The following is a 13,326-nucleotide window of genomic DNA, read 5'->3' on the forward strand; positions in this document are numbered from 1 at the left end:
CGTATAATAATTGCTGATATTCATTATGTAATTTATAAAACTTATATATAATTTACTCAAACTTCGCACTTGAATAAGTGCCTATGCACCTTGAAAATTCAATAATAACTGGCATAAAAATAGCATGAAACCGCTGGTTTTGTTATAATTAAGTTACCACACAAAATCAAACAATCGGAGGTTCATGCTATGACAAAAAGTATAACACAAAACAACCAGAATGATAACCAGATTTCTGCATCAATCAGAAAGTTTTTTACAAGATTTCATCTTTCATCGGCTCTCAAGGCTGCTAACGCATATAAAACGAAAGGATTTCCTGTAACCGAGATTTATCAGTATCTATTTCTTTTGATTTTTTCAAATAGAAGCATGTATATGAACATGTTGACAGGACGAAATACTCCGACCTTTGCCAAGGATACTGTCTATCGTTTTATGAAGATGATTCATATCAACTGGATTCGCTTCACATCGGTGCTCTGTTCCAGAATCATCAGGGATGCCATTCTTCCTCTGAATGATGAGAACAGGGTAAATGTCCTGATTATTGATGACTCGATGTTTGAGCGAAGCCGTTCAAAGAAGGTAGAACTTCTTGCTAAAGTATATGACCATGCGAAACATGCGTACCGTTACGGATTTCGTATGCTGACACTCGGGTGGTCAGATGGAAGCACATTTCTGCCAATTAACAGCATTCTTCTGACTTCCGAGAAACAGAAAAAACGTATCAATGAAGCAGCAATACTGGATAAAAGAACAGCGGGATATAAACGTCGTAAACTTTCTATGACCAAGGGTACGAAAGCCATGTTGAAGCTGTTGGAATCTGCCAAAATAGCATCCATTCCAGCAAAATATGTCCTGTTTGATAGTTGGTTTACATCCCCTAGCACAATACATGCCGTGAAGGAAATCGGTTATGATGTTGTGGCTATGGTTAAGAGGACACCAAAAATGTTCTTCCGCTATAATGGTACAGATATATCCTTGCCGAAAATCTATAATCAGAATAAGAAGCGTCGTGGTAAATCGCGATTCCTATTGTCTGTTATGGTAGATGTTATCAAAGACGGAGAAACCGTACCTGCTAAAGTAATTTATGTCCGGAATAAAAACAATCGTAAGGAATATCTCTGCATAATCTCCACCGACATAACGATTGATGAGGATGAAATCATCCGCATTTACGGAAAACGATGGGATATCGAAGTATTCTTTAAAATTTGTAAAAGTTATCTTAGACTCAGCAAAGAATGTCATTCACTTTCTTATGACGCAATGACTGCCCATGTAGCGGTTGTTTTCACCAGATATATGATGTTATCCGTTGAGAATCGGGAAACAAAGGATGAACGTTCTCTAGGTGAGTTATTCTTATACTTTTCTGACGAATTGTCTGATATCACATGGATTCAGGCCTTTCAAGTGATGCTTCAAATGTTCAGAGCACTGCTTGTAAATGATTGTGAGCTATCAGACGAAAAAATCTGTGAACTCACGGATGCATTCATGAGTGCGATTCCATCGGTACTAAAGGAACGCTTACTAGCAGCGTAAAACGAGCTGAACATTGACAACTTAATTACTGCCAGGTATTGAATTTTCAAGGTGCATAGCTAAAATCCATGTGCGAAGTTTGAGTAATTTAGAAATAACGGTATTATATCAAATACCGATCTGATTAAGTATAAGGTTCCTTATATCTGTGCTATAGGGTAATACAGTTCACATTCACAATATTGTTTATTGCACTTGGAATAGTCTACATACTCAAAATGAAACAATTCCGCAAGCTCGAATTCTATTGTAGGCATCCAAGTGCTGTAGATATAATCCCAGATTGCCTTTAAGGTGCGGGAGGAAAGTTCTTCGGGTCTGTGTGGACCCATGTATTTAAAGACTCCGTATTTGTGGGTCTTTATTTTTTTTGTCAACATATCAGGAGGTAGTATGCTGTTCTGATCTACCATCAGGGAAGGCTGGTAATAGGAAAAAGCAGCATTTTTACCGGAGATAGTGGTATAACCTATATAGATATCTTTATTTACAGGGTTTGCTATCCGCAGCCTGTGATTATAAAAGAAATCAACTCCGTATTGGGTTGCCAGCTGCTTCTTATTGTTCTCCTCCATATCTATTGTAAATTCATATCCCGCTATCTTAAAGGCAGGAAGTACTGTGATGGAAAGAAAGGACATAAGTCCTTCTCCGGCTTTGCTCATAAAGTCTGCATTAAAGCGATCCATAATAGAGAGGGCGGAAGGATGTCTTCGCCACTTGGCGGGAGTGGTTCCGAATTCTTCTTTAAAAAGTCTGTTGTAGGTATGAGCGCAGCCAAATGAATATTTTGATGAAATAAATTCTATGCTGTTATATTCACTTATCAAATCCTTTATGGAGCATGCAATCCTTCTTCTGCGTACATATTCCATAAGTCCTGTGCCGGTAGCACCCTTCCAGATGCGCAGCAGGTGAAATTTAGAAATGTTGACGTTCTCCGAGATATTATCCAGATTCAATTCCTCCAGAAGATTCTCTTCAATATATTCTGTGGTGTTTTTAATAACCGATAACAGATAATTATCCATAGATTCCCTTAACCCAGCAATTTTTGTCCGTTTTTTTCCTTCCGGACTCAGTATAATTATACCACACGAAAAAGTAAGAACAAGTGTTTTGTTGGAAAAATTTTAAATGTTTCTGTTGCAAAAGAGGGAGGGCAGATGTTAGATAATAATCAAAGTAAGATGCAGGAAAAGTATAATGCCGCAGTAGACAGCTTTGTGAAGAAAATAAAGAGTGATCCAAATGTAATAGCTGTTATTGTATGCGGAAGTCTCGCCTATGATTTAGTTTGGGAAAAGAGTGATATCGATACCACTGTGATTGTCAGGGATCAGATTCTTAAGACCACTTCTTATTGTATAACGGAGGATGATATTGTAATTAATATCAATCTGACAACCCGCAGTGATTTTAAAAGAGGCTTTGAACAAATGAAGGGAGGAAGCTTTCTTCAGTCTTATTATTCCAGAGGCAAGATGGTATATACCTCGGATGACAGTCTTGAGACTTATTATGAAGAGATGAAACAGCTGGACAAAAGTGATATCAATTATTATATCTTTTTAGTTGCCTGTGAACTGGTGGGAACCAGTGAGAAATGTCAGAAGTGGATAAAAGTAAAGAAGAATCCTCTCTATGCACAGTATTATATTCTAAAAGCCGCAGAACTCATTGCCAGAATAGAAGTTTGCAAGAATGGAGAAGCGCCAAGCAGAGAAGCGATACTACAGGCAATTTCCCTGTCGCCGGAGCTGCTTAAGCCTTTTTACCAGGATGCAATGTCAGGCCATTACAGTGAAGAGGAGGTAGTGAGGTGCATTAACTTAATAGACAGCTACCTGGAAGCTAATTTAGAGGCAATAGCTGAACCGGTTTTTGATTATATGAAGGATGGAGAAATCAAGACACTTACCATGATAACAAATCATTTTCATACAACAGGGCATTTCATTGTATCTATCTTTGATTATCTGGCAGAGAAAGGGATCTTGGAGAAGGTATCCCAGACTATAAGAATAACTCCGAAAAGCAAACCAGCAGTTGAAGAATTGGGATTTTTATATATTCCATGATGTTTAACAGAATGAGAAAGGAGACATTTATGTCAGTTCGCACCACCATTGAAATAGCCGGAGCCAGGCAGAATAATCTTAAAAATATCTCTGTAGAGATTCCCAGGGATAAGTTAACGGTCATAACCGGCGTATCCGGGTCCGGCAAGTCCTCCCTCGCTTTTGATGTTGTGTATGGAGAGGGACAGAGACGGTTTTTGGATTCCATTTCAACTTTTGCCAAAAGCCGAATCAGTCAGCTTAAGAAAGCAAAGGTAGATTATGTAAGAGGTCTGTCACCGGTTATAGCCATTGAGCAGAAGAAATCCAACAACAATCCCAGATCAACAGTTGGAACGGTAACTGACATCAGTGATTATCTCAGATTATTGTACGCAACAGCCGGCACGGGTAAATGCCCGGTATGCTCTAAACCGCTGAAGCAACTGTCCGCAGCGCAGATAGCAGAGCATATAACTACCTTACCCTCCGGTACAGTCGTGGAACTGAGAGCTCCCATAAATAAGGTCTTTGGAGAAGATTACAGTTATACCATAGATGAGCTGCGGGAAAAGGGGTATAAGAATCTGCTGGTGGACGGAGAACCCTTCTCACTGGCGGATAAAAAGGAACTGGATGAGAGAAAGGAATATCAGCTGGAGCTGGTAATCGACCGTTTCACCTTAAAAGGTGATAATTATATCCAGATTGCAAAGTCTATTGAAGCGGCAATGCTTTCCCTGGAAGAAGATATTATGATAAAGGTTGAGGTTATGGGCGGAGCAGCGGATTCCTTTTATGAGAACTTTGCCTGTACGGAGCACCATTTCTTTTTATGTGATATGCAGCCCTTCCACTTTTCCTTCAATACACCTGCCAGTGCCTGCAGAACCTGTATGGGTGTAGGACTTTCCTATGTAGTGGAACCGAGATTTCTGGTAGTCGCTCCGGAGAAGAGCATCAGCAGAGGTGCACTAAAGAATACGGTCTATAATACTTCGGGAAAAGATAGTTACCGAACAGTTGTTATGTACAGCCTGTCACAGCAATACGGCTTCAGTCTGGATACGCCCTTTCATGAGCTTCCGAAAGAAATCTGTGACATTCTCTTCTATGGTACAAAAGGTGAACTTGTAAAGATGCAGCAGCCTCCTTTTTCCACCAAGAAGAATTGGATAACCGGCAGAGAACGGCCATTCTGGGGCTTTGTACATGATTTGGAGAGCTGGTATAAGCATTACATCCGAAAAACTTCTACAACAGAAGCCTTTGAACCAAACTTTATCAAAGAGTGTATGATTGAAAAGGTATGCCCGGAATGCCATGGTGCAAGGCTAAAGAAACAGCGGCTGTTAATTACCGTAGGCGGAAAAAACATTGATGAGCTGTGCAGGTTACAGCTTCCGGAGCTGATGGAATTCTTAAACTCCATTACCTTTGATAGAGAAATCCAGGATGTGGCAGCCACGATTATAAGAGAAATTACCACCAGATTAAACCTTTTGATTGATATCGGTCTTCATTATATCAGCCTTAACCGCAGAAGCGACAGCATATCCGGGGGGGAGATGCAGAGAATAAAGATGTCTACCCAGATCAGCAGTGAGCTGATGGGTATGCTGTATGTTATGGACGAGCCCAGTATCGGTCTTCATTCCAGGGATTCCTTTAAGGTAATCGAAACCATGAAGAAGCTCAGGGATATTGGTAATACGGTAATTGTAGTGGAACATGATCTTGATACCATTAAAAGTGCGGATCATATTATTGAAATCGGCCCCGGTCCTGGTATTCACGGCGGAAATGTTGTAGCCCAGGGTACAATGAAGGATATCATGAAAGAGAAGCTGTCTGTAACAGGGAAGTATTTATCTGGTGCAGCTAAGATAGAAGTACCCATGAGACGGAGAAGCCTTGGAGACGATTATATATCCATACAGGGAGCCAGGGAAAACAATCTGAAAAATGTAGACCTTGATATTCCTTTGGGAGTATTCGTATGTATAACGGGAGTTTCCGGTTCAGGAAAGAGCTCCCTGATTAATCAGATTCTCTATAAACAGTTAAAGATAGATATGACAGGAGCGAGAATAACCGCCGGGGAGCACGATTTTCTCTTTGGCGCAAGCCTTATAAATAATATTATCAACATTGACCAGACACCTATTGGAAGAAATTCCAAATCCAATCCGGCTACCTATATCGGCATCTACGATAAAATCAGAGAACTCTTTGCATCTTTACCGGAAGCCCTTAATAAAGGCTATCGAGCGATAGATTTCAGCCTGACCCATGCAGGAGGGACCCGCTGTGAGCATTGCTCCGGCGATGGTGTAATCGTAACAAACCTTCAGTTTATGGCGGATATTGAGACTGTCTGCCCAATCTGTAAAGGTCTCAGGTTCTCAGAAGAAGGGCTAGAGATAAAGTACCATGGGAAAAACATCGCGGATGTACTTGAAATGACTGTGGAGGAGGCCTGCGAGTTCTTCTCGGATAACAATTACCTGAAGCACAAGCTGGGGATCATGAATGAACTGGGACTTGGCTATATGTGCCTGGGACAGAGTTCCACCACTCTCTCCGGCGGAGAAGCCCAAAGGGTGAAGCTGGCTTATGAACTGGCAAAGATTAAGAAAGGCGCCCACAATCTTTATATACTGGATGAGCCAACCACCGGTCTTCACTTGTCCGATATCCAGAAGCTCTTATTAAGCTTAAACAAGCTGGTAGATAAAGGTCATTCAGTTATTGTAATCGAACATCATATGGATGTAATCAAATCTGCGGACTATATTATTGATATGGGACCGGAAGGCGGCAGCCAAGGCGGTTATGTAGTGGCTGAGGGGACACCGGAACAAGTCTGCAAGGTGGAGAATTCTTATACGGGTAAATATTTAAAAGAAGTAATAGGTTGTTTATAGGACCTGGTATTAACATAAAAGCTCCTTCCCCTTAAATGGGGAAGGGGACTGCTTCTCTTCTTGCAGTTAAGGTGTTTTCCTAGAAATTTTCTGTGAACTGATTAATTATACCTTCTATCATCATATCTGCCATATCAAGAGCCTGCATTTCTATTTCATCAAATCCTGTAATGCTGTCTGAGAAATTATTAGAAATGATATCAACGGCTTCATCTTTTGTCATTGCCAGATGATCATACAGCATTCTCTGCCATTCCTGAGCTGACCAAAAAGGATTGATGCTGCCAAGGAAAGCTGCAATCTGATCCGCATTCTCATACCAGAGCTTTTCCGTATCGGAAACGGCCTGACTATTATTTTCGATAGCTGCTTTGACAAGGTCCGCTGCAATTGTCAGATGAGTTGTAAACAGCTCTTCGAATTCACCTGCAATATCTTCTCCATAAAAAGGAATTAAAGCTGCTTCGAAATCTTTGGGGTTGCGAAGGAGACGTTCAGTAGCGAGTTCTGTATCCGGCAGATTAAAAACCATGCTGAGAATGACCAGACGGGTCCAATAAACATGCTGCTCCCAAAGCATCCGCAAGTGATTGCTCAAAGCTTCCGCTGTAATGTCCCCATTAGAAATTTCCTGTGCTGGCATTCGGTAGATATCACAGCTTTGAGGAACCAGGATAATATCTCCAATATATAAATTGCTCACATCTAACCCTGGATTAACAGCTGTAATTGCTTGTATGGTGGTATGATGACGCTGAGAAATCATCCATAAGGAATCACCGGACTGGATTTCATATGGATGTGAACCTATAGGTAAAGTATACATAATAATATGATCTTTCATTTTTTTCCTTTTTTTATAGTATGATATGAGTATTAAAATGTACCTTGTCATTGAGAATACATAAGAAATCCGACCGGAATCCACTGTATGAATCAGTAAGCATCAAACATGAATTTATCCTTGCAATCAAGAATTAACAATTTACTATTACTAGCTGTAAACATTTTCCTTAAATGAAGTTGAAAGCTCTATTTTCAGGTATTTCGGGAATTTAGTCCTTCAAAAAGATGGAACTTAGTCTTGCACAAAAGGTATAATGGAGTATGATCTTCTGCCTGTCCAGGAGGTACTTTATGACCAATGATAACAGATATCAGAAACATCTTACCCTACAGGATCGATTTGACATTGAAGATGGATTGAACCACGGTTACACATTGAAAAAGATAGCCGACAAGGTAGGTAAAGACAACTCTACAATTGCAAAGGAAATCAGAAAACACCGAATCGGAGATGAAGGATATAATACTCACAGCAATGACTGTATGTACCGTTTTTACTGCCAGAAGCAGTCTACGTGTCCTGACTGCGATAGGATGAAAAGATGCTGTACTTGTAAGAAAAATGATTGCAGGACATTCTGTCAGGATTATCATTCGGATATGTGCAGGAACATATCCCGTGCACCTTATGTATGTAATGGTTGCCAAAGTATCTATGACTGTCGCAAACCTCATTTTTTTTACCGGGCAAATATGGCTTATGATACCTATAAATCCCTACTAAAGGATAGTAGAGAAGGAATAGCTCTGTCGCGTCAACAGCTTTATGAACTGGATTGCTTAATAACCCCGCTTATTAAACGTGGGCAGTCAATAGCGCACATTTATACAGGCCACAAGGATGAAATCCCATGCTCCATGAAGTCATTGTATAATTATATCGATCAGGGGATATTTACTGCTAGGAACATTGATCTTCCTAAGAAGGTAAAATATAAGGCTCGTAAAAAGAAGAGGAAAGAACCAGTAACTGATTATGCTTACAGGGAAGGTAGGACTTATAAGGATTTTCTGTCATTCATACAGGAGCACCCTGAAACAAATGTGGTTGAGCTGGATACGGTACATGGTAGCAATAAAACCGGAAATGTAATGCTCACCATGCTGTTCCGCAACTGTAGCCTGATGCTTATTATACTTATGACGGATTGCACTAAGGAATGTGTTAAGAAAGTTTTCGATGGTTTTGAAGCAGCTCTCGGATTTGAAACTTTCACCAATACATTCCCGATTATTCTAACGGACAATGGCCCTGAATTCAAAGGTCCGGCAGATGTTGAGAAAAGCTTAAGCGGAGGAGAAAGAACTAAAGTATTTTTTTGTGATCCACTGGCATCCTGGCAGAAAGCTAAGCTTGAAAAGAATCATGGATATATTCGGAAGGTAATACCAAAAGGTATACCTATAACCGGTCTTACACAGGAAGACTTGACATTGTTGGCAAATCACATTAACTGTACAGCAAGAGCCAGTTTAAATGGCCGCAATCCATTAGAACTGGCTCAGTTACTGCTTGATAAAAAGCTGATTCATGCTGCTGGCCTTAAACCAGTACCCGCGGATGATATCATGCTAAAGAAATCCTTATTGAAACACTAATTATCAGCTAAAAATATGATACAGGCAGAGGTCAGTCCATGAAAATGTAAATTCATCGTGTGGAATTTACTTTTAAACGGTATTTTCCAGACGTCTGCTTTTTGTACGCAAAAAACAGCTAAAAACAGTGTCCACAGTTCTATTATAGCTATATTAATTTAAAAGTAAACGTAATATTAACTAATAAAATCAATAAAGTAGAGGTTGTGATTACAAAAAACTTCGTTGTAGTCTAGAGGAATTTCGATTTACATTCAAGGCTGTAAATATTTTCCTTAAGCTGTAAATATTGCTTGACATATAGTTAACTCGAGGGGTTATGCTGAATATGGAAAAGCTTAAATAATATACCATAAATAGATGAATAATATAGTAGCTGCTGCATCTGGTAATACCATAGTAAAAAGATATATGTTTCATGAGACAATAGATAATTTAGTATGCTTATAAAGCGAAGGGAGAAAGAGATGAATAATTTTGTATATGAAATTCCAACAAAAGTATATTTTGGAGAAAATCAACTGGTGAATTTAGGCGGGGAATTGAGAAAGTACGGTAAAAAGGTGCTCTTAACCTATGGTGGTGGTTCCATTAAAAAAATCGGCTTATACGATAAAGTAGTGGAGGAAATAAAAAAGGCAGGTTTAGAGCTCTTTGAGCTGTCAGGGATCGATCCGAACCCCAGAGTGGCCTCTGTCAATGCAGGTGCTGAAATCTGCAAAAAAGAAGGTATAGAGGTACTGTTAGCTGTAGGCGGTGGTTCTGTGCTGGATTGCACAAAGTTCATTGGAGCCGCCAATTATTACGAAGGAGATGCCTGGGACATCCTGCTTGGAAAAGTTGACGTTAAAGAATGTCTTCCAATTGTTACGGCGCTTACCTTATCGGCTACCGGTTCTGAGATGGATAATGGAGGCGTAATCAGCAACCCGGATACCCAGGATAAAATCGGTATGGGATTTCCTGCAATGCTGCCGAAGGTATCCTTTCTTGACCCGACCCTGACCTATACAGTGAACAGGTTTCAGACAGCCTGTGGTGCAGCTGATATGTTAAATCACATTCTTGAGGTTTATTTTAATATGGAACAGGACCTGTATATGCTTGATACGGTAATGGAAGGTCTTATGAGGACAATTATTCAATATGCTCCAATTGCTATGAAAGAGCCTGAAAATTATGAAGCCCGTGCCAACCTGATGTGGACTTCTTCCTGGGCCATCAATGGATTTATTGACGGTGGTAAAAGCCAGGCTTGGAGCTGTCATCCCATAGAACATGAGCTGTCAGCTATTTATGATATCACCCATGGGCTGGGTCTTGCGATTCTAACCCCCAGATGGCTGGAGTACACGCTGGATGAAACCACAGTTGCTAAATTCTATCAGTTTGGAACCAATGTATTTAATATTGACAGAAACTTAGCTCCTATGGAAGTGGCAAAGAAGAGCATTGAAAAAATCAGCGAATTCCTGTTTGAAACACTGGAGCTGCAGAGTACTCTTACAGAAATAAGTATTGATGATACCAATTTTGAAATTATGGCAGAGAAAGCCTGCCAAAATGATGTTATTCCAGGTTTTAAACCATTAACCAAGCAGGATATAATAAATATTTTCAGGATGTGCCTGTAAACTCTTGACCTAGAGTTAACTGTACGGTTTATAATAACAATAACTTTCTGACAATTTAAATTCATTGTTTAAATTAAGTCCATTCTATTTGAAGGAGGAGATATAAAATGAGAACAATTCAATTAGGAAAATCCGATTTACAGGTACCTGTTATCGCAGTAGGTTGTATGCGCATTAACGGCCTTGAAAAAGTAGACGCGGAGAAGTTTATCCGTACAGCCATGGAGAACGGAGCCAATTTCTTTGACCATGCAGACATATACGGAGGGGGAGCTTGTGAGGAGATATTCTCCGAAGCAATCCACATGAATTCTGAACTGCGTGAGAAGATGATATTACAGTCCAAATGCGGAATCGTACCGGGACGTATGTTTGATTTCTCAAAAGAACATATTCTTACGTCAGTGGACGGTATCTTAAAACGTCTGAAAACAGAATATCTGGATGTTCTGCTGCTACATCGTCCTGATGCCCTTGTAGAACCGGAGGAGGTAGCAGAAGCCTTTGATACTCTGGAGAAAAGCGGGAAAGTACGAAATTTTGGTGTATCAAATCAGAACCCCAACCAGATTCAGCTGCTTCAGAATTCTTTAAAACAGCCTATTATAGCAAATCAGCTGCAGCTGAGTATAACCAATGCTACTATGATAACCCAGGGACTACAGGTTAATATGCTGGAGGAGGGAGCTGTTAACCGTGATGGAAGTGTGCTGGATTTCTGCAGATTAAATTCCATTACCATACAGCCCTGGTCACCTTTTCAGTATGGCTTCTTTGAAGGTGTGTTCCTGGGAAATGATAAATTTCCAAAGCTCAATGAGAAGATTGACGAAATTGCCGGTAAATATGGTGTCAGCAATACAACGATTGCTATGGCATGGCTTCTGCGTCATCCCGCTAAAATGCAGCCGGTAACCGGAACCATGAATCTCGGACGTCTGCTGGAATGCCTGAAGGCAGCTGAAATAACTCTGACCCGTGAGGAATGGTATCAGATATATCTGGCAGCAGGGAATATACTGCCCTAAGAAGCAGTAATTTTAAAGCTGTTAGCCAATAGGATACTATAGCACGAACGAAACCGAATAAAGCTCAATGACAACTATTTCCCCTGGTGTTAGACAGATAATAAAATCTGTTTCATAAAAGGAGTCAAACACCCTGTTGTCATGGAGCTTTTTTTATTTAAAAATTATTGTTGACTCTTACATTATGGTATACTCTATACTAAAGCTGAGCTCAAGAAAACACATATATGTGTGGTATTGCCTGTCAGGAGGGATAAAATCCGGCAGACGGTACCGACAGAAAGGATATCATGTTAAAAATAGGAGATTTTTCAAAACTTTCAAGAATCAGTATCCGCATGCTTCGCCATTATGATCTTATTGGGCTGCTTGTACCTGAGAGCATTGATGATTTTACAGGATATCGGTATTACAGTGAGAATCAGCTTCCCCTGGCCAGTAGAATTGCTGCGCTGAAAGAAATGGGGTTCAGCCTGAATATGATTGACAGAATTCTTAAAGTATATGATGATACCGCGTCCTTAAAAGAGTATCTTCTGCTTCAGCAAGCCGAGCTGAAGGAGCAGGCAGAGAAAACCGGCATGCAGCTGCGCATTCTTGAAACAACTCTTAATCGAATCGGAAAGGATGATAATATTATGCAGTATAGTGTATCTGTTAAAGAAATGCCGGAAAGATATGTAGCGAGTCTTAGAAAAATAATCTCGGCTTATGATAAGGAGGGCCTCCTTTGGGAACAGTTAATGAAAGAAGTGGCACCCTTAAGTATTCAATATGCAAATCCCTGTAATAGTCTTGCTGTTTTTCACGATAAGGAATTCAAAGAACAGGATCCGGATGTGGAAATACAGATATCTGTACTTGGCAGCTATCAGAACACGGCAAGTGTCATTTTCAAGACAGTGCCGTCCGTCACAATAGCATCCGCTACTTACAAAGGCGGATATGACCAATTGACTGCAGTAAACCATGCAGTTGCAGACTGGGCAAGGGATAACGGCTATGAATTCAGTGAGGATATGTTTACCATCTATCATGTAGGACCGGGGCAGACGAAAAACCCGGAGGAATTTGTAACAGAAGTGTGCTTTCCTGTAAGTAAAAGGTAGAAGCTTATTATCTGTAAAGTAAAAGACGCCAGTAATAGGAGTAAGCTGCTGTTTTAAAAGGTAGGAAAATCCGGAAGAGCTTCATGGCTCTTATGTAATATGCTTAAAGAGAATTTTCCTGTTTCATGTTGGTGAAAGCCATGAAGCTCTTCCGGTAAAGTTTATCTGACGGTAGTTTTGGTAAGCTTAAGTTTATTGCAATGCCGTGCTCTATAGTTACCTGGTGTAAGACTGGTATATTTCTTGAATTTCCGGTAAAAATATTCAACATTCTGGTAACCGATCAAATTGCAGATTTCGGGAATTTTAATATCTGTATGGACCAGCATATCTTTGGCGTTTTCCAGCCTTTTCCTTTCAATATAAAGGCTGAAATTGGTTCCGATCCGGCAGTAGAGCAGTCTGCCTAAATAAGCTGGATTGTAACCGAATAAATCAGCTATTTTCTCAAGTTTCAAATCTTCATTATAATGAATATCCATGTAGTTCAGTACCTTTTCAATGATTTTAACTTCTGAGGATTTCTTCACATAATCACAGAATAGTGTGAAACGAGTGTC

The 13,326-nt window shown here is 40.1% G+C and carries 10 protein-coding genes; 7 read left to right on the forward strand and 3 right to left on the reverse strand.

Annotated elements, in window-relative coordinates:
* Positions 1 to 189 precede the first annotated feature (189 nt).
* Positions 190 to 1,563 (forward strand): transposase, encoded by a 1,374-nt coding sequence (locus BR73_RS0108205; RefSeq protein ID WP_033165108.1) that lies wholly within the window; start codon positions 190 to 192, stop codon positions 1,561 to 1,563.
* 140 nt (positions 1,564 to 1,703) lie between these two features.
* On the opposite strand, the gene BR73_RS0108210 is transcribed toward BR73_RS0108205, so the two are convergent.
* The gene (locus BR73_RS0108210) at positions 1,704 to 2,594 is read right to left on the reverse strand and encodes a helix-turn-helix domain-containing protein (protein WP_033165137.1); all 891 of its coding nucleotides are present in this window, start codon (positions 2,592 to 2,594) and stop codon (positions 1,704 to 1,706) included.
* Between the two features lie 135 nt (positions 2,595 to 2,729).
* On the opposite strand from BR73_RS0108210, the gene BR73_RS0108215 reads away from it, so the two are divergent.
* Positions 2,730 to 3,644, forward strand: coding sequence for a nucleotidyltransferase (locus BR73_RS0108215; RefSeq protein ID WP_033165138.1), 915 nt, complete (start codon positions 2,730 to 2,732; stop codon positions 3,642 to 3,644).
* A gap of 29 nt (positions 3,645 to 3,673) precedes the next feature.
* Positions 3,674 to 6,550, forward strand: coding sequence for an excinuclease ABC subunit UvrA (uvrA, locus tag BR73_RS0108220; RefSeq protein WP_033165139.1), 2,877 nt, complete (start codon positions 3,674 to 3,676; stop codon positions 6,548 to 6,550).
* A 79-nt stretch (positions 6,551 to 6,629) separates the two neighbouring features.
* Here the strand turns inward: uvrA and BR73_RS0108225 are convergent, their stop codons facing one another.
* Positions 6,630 to 7,394 carry a LysM peptidoglycan-binding domain-containing protein gene (locus BR73_RS0108225; RefSeq protein ID WP_242860639.1) on the reverse strand — a complete coding sequence of 255 codons (765 nt, stop codon included), beginning with the start codon at positions 7,392 to 7,394 and terminating at the stop codon, positions 6,630 to 6,632.
* 293 nt (positions 7,395 to 7,687) lie between these two features.
* On the opposite strand from BR73_RS0108225, the gene BR73_RS0108230 reads away from it, so the two are divergent.
* The 4 genes from BR73_RS0108230 to BR73_RS0108245 all read left to right on the forward strand — a co-directional run bounded on the left by BR73_RS0108230 (position 7,688) and on the right by BR73_RS0108245 (position 12,766).
* On the forward strand, positions 7,688 to 8,995 hold the full coding sequence (locus tag BR73_RS0108230) for an IS30 family transposase (protein WP_033165140.1): 1,308 nt from the start codon (positions 7,688 to 7,690) through the stop codon (positions 8,993 to 8,995).
* 467 nt (positions 8,996 to 9,462) lie between these two features.
* On the forward strand, positions 9,463 to 10,629 hold the full coding sequence (locus tag BR73_RS0108235; protein WP_033165141.1) for an iron-containing alcohol dehydrogenase: 1,167 nt from the start codon (positions 9,463 to 9,465) through the stop codon (positions 10,627 to 10,629).
* Between the two features lie 107 nt (positions 10,630 to 10,736).
* Complete coding sequence (locus BR73_RS0108240) at positions 10,737 to 11,657, forward strand: aldo/keto reductase (RefSeq protein WP_033165142.1); 921 nt, start codon at positions 10,737 to 10,739, stop codon at positions 11,655 to 11,657.
* 290 nt (positions 11,658 to 11,947) lie between these two features.
* Entirely contained in the window at positions 11,948 to 12,766 is an 819-nt protein-coding gene (locus BR73_RS0108245) for a MerR family transcriptional regulator (RefSeq protein ID WP_033165143.1), read from the forward strand.
* Between the two features lie 161 nt (positions 12,767 to 12,927).
* On the opposite strand, the gene BR73_RS29080 is transcribed toward BR73_RS0108245, so the two are convergent.
* Entirely contained in the window at positions 12,928 to 13,248 is a 321-nt protein-coding gene (locus BR73_RS29080) for a helix-turn-helix domain-containing protein (protein WP_197032634.1), read from the reverse strand.
* Positions 13,249 to 13,326 lie beyond the last annotated feature (78 nt).

The organism is Clostridium sp. KNHs205, assembly GCF_000702945.1.
Lineage (GTDB): Bacteria > Bacillota > Clostridia > Lachnospirales > Lachnospiraceae > Anaerocolumna.